The organism is Streptomyces sp. NPDC056948, from assembly GCF_042674225.1.
GTDB classification, from domain to species: Bacteria; Actinomycetota; Actinomycetes; order Streptomycetales; family Streptomycetaceae; genus Streptomyces; species Streptomyces purpurascens.
Window position 1 is genome coordinate 17,839 of record NZ_JBHUQX010000047.1, and the last position, 14,583, is coordinate 32,421.

Consider the following 14,583-nt stretch of genomic DNA (forward strand, 5'->3'; position numbering starts at 1 on the left):
GGTCAGGGCGGTCGGCAGGGTGAACCAGTCCGTCATGAAGCCGATCGCGGGCGGTCCGAGGAGCATGCCGCCGTAGCCGAGGGTGGAGGCCGTGGCGACGCCGCTGGGGCCTGCGAGCGCCCCCGCGCGTTCCACGGCCACGGGGAAGAGGTTCGCGAGGCCGAGGCCCGTGACCGCGTAGCCGAGCAGGGCCGCCCACAGGGAGGGGGCGAGCGAGCCGAGCAGCATTCCGGCCGCCGCGGTGCTGCCGCCCGCGACGACGGTCCGGGTCCGCCCCAGGCGTTCCAGGAGCGTGGTGCCGGTCAGCCGCCCCACCGTCATGGCGAGCGCGAAACAGGAGTAGCCGGCGGCCGCGGCGCCCGGCGAGGCGTCCAGGTCCTGTTCGAGGTGCAGGGCGCCCCAGTCGGCCAGCGCCCCCTCGCCGTACGCGGTGCACCCCGCGATCACGCCGAAGACGATCACCAGCCCCCGGGTACGGCCGTCCAGTCGGCGCTGGGCGCCCTTCGCGGGGCGTTCCCGCTCCGGCGGCGTCGGCGGCTCGTGCCGCAGGAGCGTCGGTCCCGCCAGGGCCGTCACCAGCAGTCCGACGACGGTGAGCAGTAGCAGATGCCGGGTGGGGGAGAGGACCCCCGCGACCAGCCCGCCCAGACCCGCGCCGATCATGCCGCCCAGGCTGAACGCGGCGTGGAAGCTCGGCATGATCGGCCGCCGCAGCGCGGCCACCAGCTCGACGGCCGCGCTGTTGAAGGCGACGTTGATCCCGCCGTACGCGGCGCCGAAGAGCAGGAGCACGAGGCCGAGCGCGAGGACCGAGTGGGTCAGCGGGGGCAGGGCCACGCTGAGCGAGAGCAGGACGGCGCAGACGACGGTGACCTGGTGGTTGCCGTAGCGGCGGCACAGGCGACCGGTGAGGGTCATCGTGATGACGGCACCGGCCGAGACGCCCAGCAGGGCGAGGCCGAGGGCGCTGGCGGAGGCGTTCGTCTGTTCCTTGATGGCGGGGATGCGCACGACCCAGCCGGCGAAGACGAAGCCGTCGAGGGCGAAGAAGACGGTGATCGCGATGCGGAGTCGGGTGAGGGAGCTGCCGTCGCCCGGCACGGCACTGTGCGTTCGGGGTTTGTTTATTTGCGGCACAAACTCAGGTTAGGTGGGTGCGGGGGCGGCGACAAGGTGCGACTCTGGGACGAGAGGCATCCGCCGAGAGGGAAGCCGAGGCAACTCGGGAGGACGCATGGGACGTGACGTGCCGGCCCTGGTGTTCACGCGGGAGGACCGCCGTCGCTACCGGCAGAAGATGCACACCGACCTCGAGGTGCTGGCGCGGATGCTCCGCGAGTCGGGCTTCGAGAGCGAGCGCCCCCGGGTCGGGCTGGAGATCGAGCTCAACCTGGTGGACAACGACGGACTGCCCGCGATGCGGAACACCGACGTGCTCCAGGCGATCGCCGACCCCGCCTGGTCGAGCGAGCTGGGCCGCTTCAACCTGGAGATCAACATCCCGCCCCGGGAGCTCACGACCGGCGGCCCCGGAGACTGGGAGCGGGAGATCCGGGACGCCCTCAACCACGCCGAGGACCGCGCCTCGGCCGTCGGCGCTCACCTGATCATGGTCGGCATCCTGCCGACGCTGGGGGAGACGCACGTGAGCGAGGCCGCCCTGTCCGGCGACCCTCGGTACCGGTTGCTCAACGAGCAGATCTTCGCGGCGCGCGGCGAGGACCTGCGGATCACGGTCGACGGCGTGGAGCGCCTGGCGACGTACGCCGACACCATCACCCCCGAGGCCGCCTGCACCAGCACCCAGTTCCACCTCCAGGTCGCCCCGAAAAAGTTCCCGCACTACTGGAACGCGGCCCAGGCCATCGCGGGCGTGCAGATCGCCCTGGCGGCGAACTCGCCCTACCTGTTCGGCAGGGAGCTGTGGCGCGAGACCCGTATCCCCCTGTTCGAGCAGGCCACCGACACCCGGCCCGAGGAGATCAAGGCCCAGGGCGTACGGCCCCGGGTGTGGTTCGGGGAACGGTGGATCACCAGCGTCTTCGATCTCTTCGAGGAGAACGTGCGCTACTTCCCGGCCCTCCTGCCGCTGTGCGACGACGAGGACCCGCAGCAGACACTCGACGGCGGCGGCGTTCCGCAACTGGACGAACTGACCCTGCACAACGGCACGATCTACCGCTGGAACCGCCCGATCTACGCCGTCACCGACAGCGGTCCGCATCTGCGCATCGAGAACCGGGTGCTGCCCGCGGGCCCCACCGTCGCCGACACCATCGCCAACGGCGCCTTCTACTACGGACTGACCCGCGCCCTGGTCGACGAGGACCGGCCGGTGTGGTCGCGGATGTCCTTCTCGGTCGCCGAGGAGAACCTGCACACCGCGGCCCGCGACGGCATCGACGCCCGCCTCTACTGGCCGGGAGTGGGCGAAGTGCCGGTCACGGAACTGGTGTTGCGGCGCCTGCTGCCGCTCGCCCACCGGGGCCTGGAGCTGGCCGGCATGGACGACGCCTGGCGCGAACCCCTGCTCGGCATCATCGAGCAGCGCTGTGTCACCGCCCGCAACGGCGCCCTCTGGCAGGCCGAGACGGTCCACCATCTGGAGAAGGCAGGCATCTCCGACCGGCGCGAGGCACTGCGGCAGATGACCAGGACCTACATGGACTACATGCACATGAACGCGCCCGCACATACCTGGCCCGTGGACTGACCCCCGCGGCATCGCCCGGTCACGTCCGGCCGGGAGCGACCGGGCCCTGCCAGTCCCCGGCGGCCGTCCACGGGACCGGATCGGGCGCCTGGGCCGAGGTCGTCAGCTCGATCCGCCGTCCCTCGGCCGACGAACGGAGCAGGGCCGTCATCGTCTCCAGGACGTGCAGGGCGAGTTCGCCGTTCGCACGCGGCGCCCGCCGCCCGTCGGCGGCGATGAAGTCGAGCAGTCCGACGCCGCGTGCGCCGTCCTCGTAGCCCGCCGACACCGGCAGGGTGCGCCACCGGGTGTCGCCGAGTGCGTGCACCCGGACCTCGCCGTCGAAGCGGTTCGGATCGGGCACCGAGAGGGTCCCCGTCTCGCCGTGGACCTCGATGGGCGCGGCCGTGGTGGCCACACCGTCGAAGCTCGTCGTGATCGTCGTCAGCGCCCCGCCCGCGTGTTCCAGCACTCCGGAGACATGACTGTCCACCTCGACCGGGATCCGCTCGCCCGCGCGCGGCCCGGAACCGATGATCCGCTCGGCGCGCAGCCGGCCGGCCGCCCCGATCACGGCACGCACCGGGCCCAGCAGGTGGATCAGGGACGCGAGGTAGTACGGCCCCATGTCCAGCAGGGGACCGCCGCCCTCGGTGTAGTAGAAGTCGGGGTGGGGATGCCAGCGTTCGTGACCCGGCGTGACCATCACGGCCGAGGCGAACTGGGGACGCCCGATGCTCCCCGCCTCCACGGCCGCCCGTGCCGTCTGGACCCCGGTGCCCAGGACGGTGTCCGGCGCGCACCCGACACCCACGCCCGCCTTCGCGGCGGCCTCCACGACGGCGCGGGCGTCGGCGAGCGTGGCGGCGAGCGGCTTCTCCCCGTAGACGTGCTTCCCGTTGGCGATGGCGCCGAGGGCGATCCCGGCGTGGGCGGCCGGGGTGGTGAGGGTCAGCACCGTGTCCACGTCCGGGCTGCCCAGCAGCTCCTCGACGGTCAGCGCCTGGACGCCGGGCAGTTCGGCGGCGACCGCGGCCGACCGGGAGGCGTCGAGGTCGGCGACCGCGGTGACGCGCACGGCGGGATGTCCGGCGAGCGTGTCGAGGTACGCGCGGGAGATGACGCCGAGTCCTACGACGCCGATGCGGTGCGCGTCGCCCACAGCATGCCCCTCTCGATGATGGTGCGGACGTCGGGGTGCTCCAGCACGTCGAGGCTGTGCCCCGGTGTCGTCACCAGGACGCGCCCGGCACCCCACCGGCGGGTCCAGACCGCCGGCGAGGTGACCGGCCGGTGCCAGGGCTGCCACGGCCGGGCGGGATGCGTGGTGGTGGCCAGGACGTCGATGAGGTCGTCGTGGAGCACCCAGTACTGCTCGGTGTCCAGCTCGAAGTCCTCGATGCCCGCCGTGACGGGGTGGGCGCGGCCGGCCTCGGTGAGGGTGATGGTGTGCGGCAGGAAGTTGTCCTCCGCCCCGCCCCGGCGCTCGCACGGTTCCTTGCCCGGGTGCGTGGCGAACTGGCCGCCGACCAGGTGGAGATAGTCGGCCGAGGCGCGGAACGAGTCGGCGATGCCGCCGTGCCAGCCCGTGAAACCGGTGCCGGCCACGACCGCCTCACTCAGTCCGGCCACCTGCTCGCGCGTGATCTCCGACATCGTCACGCACTGCACGACGAGGTCGGTGCCCGCCATCTCGGCGGTGTCGGCGTAGACGTCGGTCGATTCCTCGACCCGGACTGCGTATCCGTTGTTCCGGAGGAAGGGCAGGAACAGCTCGGTCGCCTTGACCGGCTCGTGGCCTTCCCATCCGCCTCGGACAACCAGGGCTCTTTTCTGCGTCATCGTGATCTCACTATGCGCGGGGCGCCCGTGCTCCGAAAAGAGGGCCGGGCCTCACGAAAGTTTCGCGGCCGAGGCCCGTGCGCCGACCGTCCAGCAGGCCGCGGTGAAGCGGACCTCCGAGCCGTGCACGAAGGGATCGAAGGCGGCGCGGACCGTCTCGACGACTCGTGCGCGCGTTTCCTCGTCCACCTCGGGCAGGAACATGCCGACGGCGCCGAGCCGGGTGAAGTAGCGGACCAGTTCCTTCTCGGGCAGGGTGCAGACGACGTCGATCGGCCGGATGTCGATGTCGGCCCACCCGCTCTCCGTCAGGATGCGGCGTACCTTGTCCGGGTCCGCGAAGGCGAACTGTCCCGGCTCGTCGGGCCGTCGGACGGGCAGGCTCGGGAGCAGCGGTGCGGCGGCGCGCTGGGCCGTCGTCATGAACGGGTTCTCGGCGGGGTCCCGCCATACGACGAACCGGAGCGCGGCGTCGTCCCGGGCGGCGCTCCGGAGATTCGCGAAGGCCCGTACGGGGTCGTCGAAGAACATGACGCCGAAGCGCGAGATGACGGTGTCGAAGGCGGCCGGTTCGAACACCTGCTCCTGCGCGTCGGCGCGGACGAAGGAGGCCGGTAGGCCCTCCCGCTCGGCGCGCTCCCGGGCGGTGTCGATCAACGGCCCGGAGATGTCGACGCCGACGACGTGACCCGCCGGGCCGAGCCGGCGCGCGACGGCCAGGGCGGTGCCGCCCGTCCCGCAGCCGACGTCGAGCACGTGTTCAGCGCCCTCGGCGGTCACGGCGTCGACGAGCAGGTCCTCCAAGGGCCTGAACATCTCGTCCAGCACCTGCTGGAGATCCACCCAGGCGTGACCGGCGCGCCCGTTCCAGCGGGCGGTCTGTTCGTCATCGTTCCTGCGCTCGGCGTCCATGCTCGTCGGCTCTCCTTCTGCTTGTCTTCGTCTTGCCTTCGTCGGGGCGAGATGACAGCGTTCTACTTCAAGTCGACTTGAGGTCAAGGGAATGACGGACCTGGACATCGCCGAAGTGGCCCAGCGCGCGGGGGTGCCCGCCTCGACGCTGCGGTTCTACGAGGAGAAGGGGCTGATCGCCCCGACCGGCCGGCGAGGGCTGCGCCGGCAGTTCGATCCCGGCGTACTGGAGCGGCTGGCGCTGATCGCGCTGGGGCGGACGGCCGGGTTCTCGCTCGACGAGATCGCGCACATGTTCGCGCCGGACGGACCGCCACGGATCGACCGGCGCATGCTGGCGGACAAGGCGGAGGAACTGGACCGCAGGATCAGCGAACTGGGCGTGCTCCGCGACTCCCTGCGACACGCCGCCGCGTGCCCCGCGCCGAGCCACATGGAGTGCCCCACCTTCCGCGGCCTTCTCGACGCGGCGTCGGGCGGTGTCCCCACGCCGAGAAGGCGGACGCCGCCCGGCGGCTAGCAGCCCGTTCGGCTCCCTGCCGGGCAGCCGCTCTACGCGCTGTCGCCGTGCGGGCCGGCCGGCTCCGGCGTCGTGGTCACCGTCGCCACCCCGCGCGCCCGCAGCTCCGCGAGTACGGCCGGGTCGGCGGTGTCGTCCGTGACCAGGGTCCAGCCCTCGCACAGGGCCGTCCAGGCGTGGAAGGGGCGGCGGCCGAGTTTGGCCGCGTGGGCGAGGACGTAGACGTGGTCGGCGCGGCGGGCCATCAGCTCCTTGAGGCGGGTCTGGCGCAGGTCCGCCTCGCAGATGCCCAGTTCGGGGGAGATGCCGTCCGTGCCGAGGAAGACCCGGTCGAACGTCAAACGCTCCAGGGCGGCTTCCGTGAGCGGCCCGACGAAGCCCTGGCTGAGCGGGCGCAGGGTGCCGCCGAGGCACTCGACGTGCACCGTCTCGACATCGGACAGCGCCTGCAGGGCGGTGAGCCCGGTGGTCGCCACGGTGAGGTCCTCGGCGGTGCGCAGCTCGTGGGCGAGCGCCCCGACCGTGGAGCCGGCGTCGAGCAGCAGCGTCTCGCCGGGCCGCACCTCGGCCGCCGCCCAGCGGGCGATGGCCTGCTTGGCCTCGAAGGCCTCGCCCACGCGCTGCCGCAGGGACGCCTCGGGGTGCGCGGCCAGCGCCATGGCCCCGCCGTAGGTACGGGCCAGACGCCCGTCGGTGGTGAGCTTGGCCAGGTCGCGGCGGATGGTCGAGGCCGTCACGCCGAAGAGCTGCGACAGCTCCTCCACGCTCGCCAGGCCGGTGGTGGTGGCGAGGTGGACGATGCGGTCACGCCGCGCCTTGGATCCGGTCACAGACATAGGTTCTTCAGGTCCTCAATAGTCCTGGGCCGTCCTGGGTCGCACACATGCCTGCCGCGAACCGCGGTCAGCGGGCGGCCGGAGCGGTCGACATCTCGGCGGCCTGGCGCAGAGCCTCGACCATGCTACCGGGCTCGGCCCGGCCGGTTCCGGCGATGTCGAAGGCCGTGCCGTGGTCGACGGAGGTGCGGATCACCGGCAGTCCGACGGTGAGGTTGACCCCGGCCTCGATGCCGAGGACCTTGACGGGGCCGTGCCCCTGGTCGTGGTACATCGCGACGATGAGGTCGTAGTCGCCGCGCGAGGCCAGGTAGAACGCCGTGTCCGCGGGCAGCGGGCCGCGCGCGTCGATGCCGTCGGCGCGCACTGTCTCCAGCGCCGGGACGATCTTCGTCTCCTCCTCGCCGTAGCCGAACAGGCCGTTCTCGCCCGCGTGCGGATTGATGCCGCAGACACCGATCACCGGGTCGGCGGTCCCGGCGCGCACCATCGCCTCGTGGCCGCGGCGCACCGTGCGCTCCACCAGGCCGGGCTCGATGCGGTTCACGGCGTCGATCAGGCCGATGTGGGTGGTGACGTGGATGACCTTCACCCGGGGGGTCGACAGCATCATCGACACCTCCTCGACGCCCGTGAGATGGGCGAGGAGTTCGGTGTGGCCGGGGTAGAGGTGGCCGGCGGCGTGCAGGGCGCCCTTGTTGAGCGGGGCGGTGCAGATGCCGTCCACCTCGCCGCGCAGCGCGAGTTCGGCGGCCACCCGTACGTAGTGGTAGGCGGCGTCGCCCGCGACGGCGGACAGCTCGCCCCAGGGCAGGTCGGCGGGGAGCAGCCCGAGGTCGATCACGTGGACGCGGCCGGGCGCGAACTCCGCCTGGGCGGGATGCTCGACCGGCACGATCTCGCAGGTGATGCCGAGGATGCCGGCCGCCTGCCGCAGCCGTTCGGCGTCGCCCACGACGACGGGGCGGCAGTCGCGCAGGGTGTCGGGGTGCAGCAGCGCCGGCACGATGACCTCGGGCCCGATGCCTGCGCCGTCGCCCATGGTCACCGCGATGACCGGGAGCGGCTGAGAGGCCGCGGAGGCCTGGCCGGCGGTGGCGGCGGAGGAGGGGGCTGCGTTCACGGGGCTACTCCTGTGGGGTCGGTCGGAACGTGGCGTACGGGTGCGGGGCGCAGGGCCCGGACGATGCGCCGCAGGGAGTCGGCCTCGCCGTAGCTGCCGGGCCGGGTGACGACCGAGCGGCCGTCGGGCGTGCGGGAGAGGACCGCGCCGTGGTGGATCTGGCCCACCGGGCGCAGGTCGGTGACGCGCAGGACGTCCAGGACGCGGCGGGCGGTCTCGCCGCCGGTGAGGACCAGGTCGCAGTCGTGCGCCGCGTCGGCGACGGTGTCGGCGAGCGCGGCGACGAGACGGCGCGCGAGGGAGGGGCCGGCCGCTCCGGTGATGCGGACGACCGTGACGGCGGCGACGGGAGGTGCCAGCCGTGCGGGGGAGTGCAGGAGGTCGCGGGTGCTGAGGGAGATCTGGTGCGCTCCGTCCGCGAGGAGGTGCGCGACCTGTTCGCGGGCGGACGGCTCGGCCGTGCCCACGACGATCAACAGCGGCCGGACGACGTCCCCGGGGGTGCGGGCGCTCTCCCCGCTCTCCCCGGGCGTGCCCAGGAGCCGCCCCAGGGCGCCCGCGAGGCCGCCGGTGCCCAACAGCCTTGTCCCGAAACCCAGTTCGAGGGCCGCCGCGGCGATCGCGTCGAGGTCGGTCTCGGTCTCGGCGTCGCACACCGGATGCCGTCCCTGCGCGAAACACGCACGCAGCGCTTCCCGCAGCGCGCCGGGTGCGCCGCGTACATCCGTGAGCGGCACCGGAGCTGACGGCAGGTCACCTAGTGCGGCGGCGACCGAGGGCGGGGCGGGCCGCGCCTCTGCACGCCAGGCGTCCGTCTCGTGCAGCGGCACCCCGTCGAGGTGGACGACCCCGCCCCGGACCGTGCGCCGGGCCACCGGCAGCGAGGTCGCGATCACCACGCCCCGGCCGTCCCGCGCGTAGGCGGCCGCCTCGGCGGCGAGATTGCCCCTGAGCAGTGAGTCGACCTTCTTGAAGAGCACCGTTCCGGCGGGCACCGCGTGTGTGACGTCCCGGACCGCCCGCGCCGCCTCGGCGCCGGGCAGTTGCCGTGAGTCGAGGTCGAGCACGAGGGACTCGCCGGGCGCGGACGCCACCGGTGCGGAGACCGGCGCCAGCAGGATCCGGGCGGGCGAGCGCAGCGCCACCGCGGTCTCGGCGGCACCGGACAGATCGTCGGCGAGAGCGAGTACGGGCCGGTGGGCGGCCTGGACGTGGCCGCCGTGGCCGGCTGCGGAGAGGGACACGGGTACCTCCTCGGGCGGCCCGGTCGGGCTGCCTCGAGAACCGATGATGACATGAGTTGCGCGAAATGCGCGAGACCCCTTGCGCACTTCGCGCAGTCGTGCCACCTTTTCCGGCGCGACACCTGTTCGTATCCCGCCCGGCCGGGCCCCCCGACCGGGCCGAGGCGAGAGCCGCACGAACACCACGAGCCGGTCGCCCCCGGAACGCGAGAAGGTCGACGATGACCCCAAGCCCCTATGACGCACCCCCGGACCACCGCCCCCGGTCGGAGCCCTTCGGCCGCCCCGTCCGCCGCCGCACCCTGCTGCGTCTCGGCGCGCTCGGCGGCACGGGTCTCGCCCTCGGTCCACTCTCCGCCTGCGCCGGACCCACCGGAGCCCCCGGCCCCGGCACCCTCACCCTCGGCCTGAACCGCTCCCTGGTGAGCCTCGACAACAAGCTGAACCAGTTCGACGCCGCCGTCACCGTGCAGCGCGCGGTCCGCCAGGCCCTCACGAGCATCGGCCCCGGCATGCGCGTCCAGCCGGTCCTCGCCGACCGGTTCGCGATGACCGGTCCGACCGCCTGGAGCGTGCGGCTGCGCGAGGGCGTGCGCTACTCCGACGGCAGCCCCGTCACCGTCGAGGACGTCGCCACCGCCCTGGAGATGTACGGCAAGGTCAACGGCTCCTTCCTCCTCGGCCTCTTCCCGGAGCTGCCCACCGTCGAGAAGACCGGCGAGCGCACCTTCGAGCTGCGCACCGAGCGCCCGGTGCCCGTGCTCGACCGGCTCATGGCCAACATCCACATCACCCCGGCCGCCGCCAACCGCCCCGAGGAACTCCAGAGCGGCGTCGGCTCCGGCCCGTACAAGGTGATCGAGGCCAACGGCGGCGCGGGCGAGTACACCCTGGCCCGCAATCCTCGCTATTGGGGCCGCCCGGCCCACGTCGACACCGTCCGGGTGCGCTTCGTGCCCGAGGAGTCCAGCCGGGTCATCGCCCTGCGCAGCGGCGAGCTGGACGTCGTCGACACCCTCACCCCGGACTCGGCCGAGCAGCTCACCGGCCTGCCGGGCGTCACCGTCGAGGAGACCGCCGGCGTTCGCATCTCCCAGCTCTTCTACAACTTCCGCAAGCCCGAGGACCACCCCCTGGCCGACGCCCGCGTGCGCCGCGCCCTCACCTACGCCATCGACGGCGAGGCGCTGGTCAAGGACGTCCTCACCGGCTCCGCCGAAGCCGCCGAAGGAGTCGTCCCGCTCGCCCTCGAAGGCGCGGTACGCACCGGCGCCTACACCTACGACCCGCGCAGGGCCAGGGCCCAGCTCAAGCGACTGGGCGCCGAGGGCCTGCGGATCCGCATCATCTGGGAGTCGGGCGAGTTCGCCGCCGACAACTTCGTCATGGAAGCCGTCGCCGACATGTTCCGCGACATCGGCGTCCGCGCCTCACTGCTCCAGTTCGAACCGGGCGGCGACATCCTGAAGTGGCGCCAGGGCCGCGGCGGCGACTGGGACGTCATCGGCAACGGCTTCCCCGGCACCACCGGCCAGGCCCTCACCTCCCTCCAGGGCATGTACGGCGGCACCCCCGAGCGGGAACGCACCCGCGACACCTACATGGGCTACGTCATCCCGGACATCCAGCGCCGCCTGGAGGACGCCGCCACCGAGACCGACGCCGCCGCCCGCGACCGCAAGCTCGCCGCCGCGCAGCACGCCGTCTGGAACACCTGGCCCAGCCTGTGGGCCTTCGCCCCCAAGACGCTGCTCGCCCGCCGCGAGCGGGTGCACGGCCTGGGCCTGCTCCAGCTCAACTCCTACGATCTGTCCGCCGTACGGCTGGAGGGCTGAGCCGTGGCCACCTACCTCGCCCGCCGCATCGGCCAGAGCCTGCTGGCCGTCTTCCTCACCCTCACCACGGTCTTCCTGCTGCTGCGCCTGGCCCCGGGCGACCCGGCCGCCGCCTACGCCGCGCCCAGCGCCACGGCAGCCGATCTCGCCCGCATCCGCGCCCAGTTCGGCCTCGACGAACCGCTCGTCGTCCAGTACGGGATCTTCCTGCGGGACCTGTGCACCGGGAACCTCGGCACCAGCTACTCCTTCCACTCCTCCGCGTTCCAGGTGGTCATGGACCGGCTGCCGTACACCATCACCCTCGCGGTCTCCGCCATCGCGGTCACCACCGTCGTCGCCGTACCGCTCGGCGTGTGGATGGCCCGACGTGCCGACACCAAGAGGGAGCTGGGCGCCAACGTCCTGACGATCACCGGGCAGTCGATGCCGGACTTCTGGACCGGCGTGATGCTGCTGACCGTCTTCGCGGTGCTGCTCCCGGTGCTGCCCGCCTCCGGATTCACCTCGTGGAGCGGACTGATCCTGCCCACGGTGACCGTGGCCGTCCTTCAACTCGCCCTGATCTCACGCCTGGTCCGCCGCGAGATGACCACCGCGCTCGCCGCCCCCTACACCACGGTCGCCCGCTCCCGCGGCGTCTCCGAACGCACCCTGACCTGGCAGTACGGCCTGCGCAACTCCGCCGTGCCGCTCGTCACCGCCCTCGGCACCCGCTTCGCGGCCCTGCTCAACGGTGTCGTGGTCGTCGAGGTCGTCTTCGGCTGGCCGGGCGTCGGCTCACTCGTCGTCCGGGCGCTGGAGACCCGCGACTACCCGCTCATCCAGGCCACCGTCCTCGTGACGGCCACCCTCGCGATCCTCGTCCAGCTCCTCGTCGACCTCGCCTACCCGCTGTTCGATCCGCGCGTACGACTCGGAAAGGCGGCCTGACCATGGCCGGTGTCATCTCCACCCCGGTCGCCGGTACCGAGCGGCCCAGCGCCGTCAGCGCCCGCGACCTCGCCCGGGCCACCGCGACCCGGCAGCGGCGCGGCTCGCGCTTCAAGATCTGGGCCGGGTCCGTGTGCACGGCCCTCGTGGTCCTGCCCGTCGCCCTGGCGAGCCTGCTGCCCCTGCCGGAGGCCAACGCCCAGGACCTCTCGGAGCGCAGGCTGCCACCGCTCAGCGCGGGACATCTGCTCGGCACCGACCAGCTCGGCCGCGACCTGCTGTCGCGCGTCCTGCACGGCGGCCAGGTCTCCCTGTCGGTCGGCGTCCTCGCGGTCCTGGTGTCCGGGCTGATCGGCATCCTCGCCGGGTCGGCCGCGGGGTTCTTCGGCGGCTGGGTCGACGCGCTCGTCTCCCGCTTCCTGGAGGCCCAGCTCGCCCTGCCCCTGCTGATGATGCTGCTGCTCGTGGTCGCCCTCTTCGGGCCGTCGGTCACCGTCATCACCTGCGTGATCGCCGTGGCCCAGTGGCCCGAGGTGGCGCGGCTGACCCGCTCCCTCGTCCTGGTCGAGCGCGAGAAACCGTACGTCGCCGCCGCCCGCGTGCTGGGCCTGCGCGGCTGGCAGATCCTCACCCGGCACGTGGTGCCCAACGTCGTCCGGCCGGTGAGCCTCGTCGTGCTGCTGCTGCTCGCCCAGGCCGTCCTGCTGGAGAGCGCCCTCAGCTTCCTCGGCGCCGGTCCGCAGCGGCCCTTCGCCACCTGGGGCCGGATCATCTCCGACGGCCAGGCATACATCACCACCTCGTGGTGGCTGGTCACCCTGCCCGGCCTGGTCATCGCCCTCCTCGTGGTCGGGGTCAACCTGCTGGGCGACGGACTGCGGGACCGCACCCGCCGCCGGAAGGGAGCGGGAGCATGAGCACCGAGACACCCCTGCTGGACGTCCGTGACCTCCAGATCGAACTCATCACCGCGCACGGCGTCGTCCGGGCCGTCGACGGCGTGAGCTTCACCGTCGGCCGCGGCGAGACCGTGACCCTCATCGGCGAGTCCGGATCCGGCAAGTCGACCACCGCGATGGGCGTACTGCGCCTGCTGCCGGAGGGACTGGCCGTGCTGTCCGGCAGCGTCCGCGTCGGCGGCCGGGACGTCGTCGCCGACCCCGGCGCGGCATGCGCGGTACGCGGCCGAACGGTGTCCCTGATCCCGCAGGACCCGATGACCGCCCTCAGCCCCGTCCACACCATCGGCCGGCAACTCGGCGAGGCGATCCGCCTGCGGCACCCCGAACTGTCCAGGGCCCAGGCCCGCGAGAAGGGCATCGAGCTGCTCGCCCAGGTGCGCATCACACGCCCCGAGACCCGCTGGAAGTCCTACCCGCACCAGTTCTCCGGCGGCATGCTGCAACGCATCCTCATCGCCATCGCCCTGGCCGGCGACCCGGAACTGCTGGTCGCCGACGAACCCACCTCCGCCCTCGACGCGACCGTGCAGGCCAGCGTCCTGGACCTGCTGATGGAACTCCAGGAACGCACCGGCATCGGCATGCTGATGATCACGCACGACCTGGGCGTGGCCCGGCTGGTCTCCGACCGCATCCACGTCATGAAGGACGGCCGCTTCGTCGAGTCAGGCCCGGCCGAACGCATCGTCGACCAACCCGCCGAGCCCTACACCCGAGCCCTCCTCGCCGCCGTGCCCCGCCTCGGCGCCTGGGACGAGGACGAGACCCCCGTGCGAGGAGCCACCACATGACCCTGCTCTGCGTAGAGGACCTGGTCGTCGAATACCCGACCCCGAGCGGCCCCTTCCGTGCCGTCGACCAGGTCGGCTTCCAGCTCGACAAGGGCGGCTCGCTCGCGGTCGTCGGCGAGTCCGGCTGCGGCAAGTCGACCCTCGCCCGCGCCCTGGTCCGGCTGCTCACCCCACGGTCCGGCCGTGTCGTTCTCGACGGCACGGACATCGCCACCCTCCCGGAGCGGAGACTGCGACCGCTGCGGCGCCGCGTCCAGATGGTCTTCCAGGACCCCTACGGCTCCCTCGACCCCCATCTGACCGCCCAGCAGATCGTGGCCGAGCCGCTGCGCCTCGGCGGTGTGTCGGACCGCGGCGAACGGTCCCGCCGTGCCGCCGAGCTGCTCGACCAGGTCGGCCTGCCCCCGTCCGCCCTGGAGCGCCGCCCGGCCGACTTCTCCGGCGGCCAGCGGCAGCGCATCGGCATCGCCCGCGCCCTCGCCTCCCGGCCCGACCTGCTGGTGTGCGACGAGGCGACCTCCGCGCTCGACGTCTCCGTACAGGCCCAGGTGCTCGCGCTGCTCAGGGAGTTGCAGGAGGAGACCGGCATCGCCTACCTCGTCATCGCGCACAATCTGGGCGTGGTGCGCGAGATGAGCACGGACGTCGTGGTGATGCGGGCCGGGCGCGTGGTCGAGGCCGGGCGGACCGAGACCGTCCTCGCCGCCCCGTCCGACCCCTACACCCGCGCCCTGCGCCGCGCCGCACTCGACCCGACCGCCATCCAAGGCGTGAAACCGCGCCGCGTACCGGAAGGAAGCTCCTCGTGACCACCGGCCTCACTCTGCCGAACACCACCGTCCCGCTCTCGCGGCTGGTGCTCGGCACCATGACCTTCGGCGACACCGTGGACC

14 protein-coding genes are annotated in these 14,583 nt (G+C 72.7%); 7 read left to right on the plus strand and 7 right to left on the minus strand.

Annotation, left to right across the window (positions count from 1 at the left end):
* Nucleotides 1-1,101, minus strand: a 1,101-nt coding sequence (locus ACFTZL_RS08855; protein ID WP_382579819.1) for an MFS transporter, incomplete at its 3' end; no start/stop codon positions are given.
* Between the two features lie 133 nt (nt 1,102-1,234).
* Between ACFTZL_RS08855 and ACFTZL_RS08860 the strand changes: the two genes are divergently transcribed.
* A complete protein-coding gene (locus tag ACFTZL_RS08860) occupies nt 1,235-2,713 on the plus strand; it encodes a glutamate--cysteine ligase (RefSeq protein ID WP_382579821.1) in 1,479 nt (492 codons plus the stop codon).
* Between the two features lie 19 nt (nt 2,714-2,732).
* Here ACFTZL_RS08860 and ACFTZL_RS08865 read toward each other — a convergent pair whose 3' ends face one another.
* From ACFTZL_RS08865 to ACFTZL_RS08875, 3 genes are read right to left on the minus strand one after another with little or no spacing between them, the layout of a single operon-like run.
* Nucleotides 2,733-3,854 carry a Gfo/Idh/MocA family protein gene (locus ACFTZL_RS08865; protein ID WP_382579822.1) on the minus strand — a complete coding sequence of 374 codons (1,122 nt, stop codon included), beginning with the start codon at nt 3,852-3,854 and terminating at the stop codon, nt 2,733-2,735.
* Nucleotides 3,824-4,534, minus strand: a complete 711-nt coding sequence (locus ACFTZL_RS08870; RefSeq protein ID WP_382579824.1) for a ThuA domain-containing protein — start codon at nt 4,532-4,534, stop codon at nt 3,824-3,826. The genes ACFTZL_RS08865 and ACFTZL_RS08870 overlap by 31 nt, the downstream gene beginning before the upstream one ends.
* Nucleotides 4,535-4,585: 51 nt before the next feature.
* Nucleotides 4,586-5,446, minus strand: a complete 861-nt coding sequence (locus tag ACFTZL_RS08875) for a class I SAM-dependent methyltransferase (protein WP_382579825.1) — start codon at nt 5,444-5,446, stop codon at nt 4,586-4,588.
* 91 nt (nt 5,447-5,537) lie between these two features.
* On the opposite strand from ACFTZL_RS08875, the gene ACFTZL_RS08880 reads away from it, so the two are divergent.
* The gene (locus tag ACFTZL_RS08880) at nt 5,538-5,966 is read left to right on the plus strand and encodes a helix-turn-helix domain-containing protein (protein ID WP_382579827.1); all 429 of its coding nucleotides are present in this window, start codon (nt 5,538-5,540) and stop codon (nt 5,964-5,966) included.
* A 32-nt stretch (nt 5,967-5,998) separates the two neighbouring features.
* On the opposite strand, the gene ACFTZL_RS08885 is transcribed toward ACFTZL_RS08880, so the two are convergent.
* The 3 genes from ACFTZL_RS08885 to ACFTZL_RS08895 form a co-directional block, all read right to left on the minus strand.
* A complete protein-coding gene (locus ACFTZL_RS08885; RefSeq protein WP_382579829.1) occupies nt 5,999-6,802 on the minus strand; it encodes a DeoR/GlpR family DNA-binding transcription regulator in 804 nt (267 codons plus the stop codon).
* Between the two features lie 67 nt (nt 6,803-6,869).
* Nucleotides 6,870-7,925: a 4-hydroxythreonine-4-phosphate dehydrogenase PdxA gene (pdxA, locus tag ACFTZL_RS08890; RefSeq protein WP_382579831.1), complete on the minus strand. Its 1,056-nt coding sequence runs from the start codon at nt 7,923-7,925 to the stop codon at nt 6,870-6,872.
* A complete protein-coding gene (locus tag ACFTZL_RS08895) occupies nt 7,922-9,169 on the minus strand; it encodes a four-carbon acid sugar kinase family protein (protein WP_382579833.1) in 1,248 nt (415 codons plus the stop codon). The genes pdxA and ACFTZL_RS08895 overlap by 4 nt, the downstream gene beginning before the upstream one ends.
* Before the next feature lie 221 nt (nt 9,170-9,390).
* Between ACFTZL_RS08895 and ACFTZL_RS08900 the strand changes: the two genes are divergently transcribed.
* From ACFTZL_RS08900 to ACFTZL_RS08920, 5 genes are read left to right on the plus strand one after another with little or no spacing between them, the layout of a single operon-like run.
* Entirely contained in the window at nt 9,391-11,004 is a 1,614-nt protein-coding gene (locus tag ACFTZL_RS08900) for an ABC transporter substrate-binding protein (protein ID WP_382579835.1), read from the plus strand.
* Nucleotides 11,005-11,007: 3 nt separating this feature from the next.
* Nucleotides 11,008-11,937 (plus strand): ABC transporter permease, encoded by a 930-nt coding sequence (locus ACFTZL_RS08905; protein WP_382579837.1) that lies wholly within the window; start codon nt 11,008-11,010, stop codon nt 11,935-11,937.
* A 2-nt stretch (nt 11,938-11,939) separates the two neighbouring features.
* Nucleotides 11,940-12,854, plus strand: a complete 915-nt coding sequence (locus ACFTZL_RS08910; protein WP_382579839.1) for an ABC transporter permease — start codon at nt 11,940-11,942, stop codon at nt 12,852-12,854.
* Complete coding sequence (locus tag ACFTZL_RS08915; protein ID WP_382579841.1) at nt 12,851-13,690, plus strand: ABC transporter ATP-binding protein; 840 nt, start codon at nt 12,851-12,853, stop codon at nt 13,688-13,690. Before ACFTZL_RS08910 ends, ACFTZL_RS08915 begins: the two co-directional genes overlap by 4 nt.
* Nucleotides 13,687-14,499, plus strand: coding sequence for an ATP-binding cassette domain-containing protein (locus ACFTZL_RS08920; protein WP_382579843.1), 813 nt, complete (start codon nt 13,687-13,689; stop codon nt 14,497-14,499). Before ACFTZL_RS08915 ends, ACFTZL_RS08920 begins: the two co-directional genes overlap by 4 nt.
* Nucleotides 14,500-14,583: the final 84 nt, after the last annotated feature.

What these genes read in the sequence shown, in the direction of transcription:
- ACFTZL_RS08870 (WP_382579824.1), bottom strand. Translation starts at nt 4,534, where the DNA reads ATGACGCAGAAAAGAGCCCTGGTTGTCCGAGGCGGATGGGAAGGCCAC.
- ACFTZL_RS08875 (WP_382579825.1), bottom strand. Translation starts at nt 5,446, where the DNA reads ATGGACGCCGAGCGCAGGAACGATGACGAACAGACCGCCCGCTGGAAC.
- ACFTZL_RS08910 (WP_382579839.1), top strand. Translation starts at nt 11,940, where the DNA reads ATGGCCGGTGTCATCTCCACCCCGGTCGCCGGTACCGAGCGGCCCAGC.
- ACFTZL_RS08880 (WP_382579827.1), top strand. Translation starts at nt 5,538, where the DNA reads ATGACGGACCTGGACATCGCCGAAGTGGCCCAGCGCGCGGGGGTGCCC.
- ACFTZL_RS08920 (WP_382579843.1), top strand. Translation starts at nt 13,687, where the DNA reads ATGACCCTGCTCTGCGTAGAGGACCTGGTCGTCGAATACCCGACCCCG.
- ACFTZL_RS08915 (WP_382579841.1), top strand. Translation starts at nt 12,851, where the DNA reads ATGAGCACCGAGACACCCCTGCTGGACGTCCGTGACCTCCAGATCGAA.
- ACFTZL_RS08885 (WP_382579829.1), bottom strand. Translation starts at nt 6,802, where the DNA reads ATGTCTGTGACCGGATCCAAGGCGCGGCGTGACCGCATCGTCCACCTC.
- ACFTZL_RS08900 (WP_382579835.1), top strand. Translation starts at nt 9,391, where the DNA reads ATGACCCCAAGCCCCTATGACGCACCCCCGGACCACCGCCCCCGGTCG.
- ACFTZL_RS08860 (WP_382579821.1), top strand. Translation starts at nt 1,235, where the DNA reads ATGGGACGTGACGTGCCGGCCCTGGTGTTCACGCGGGAGGACCGCCGT.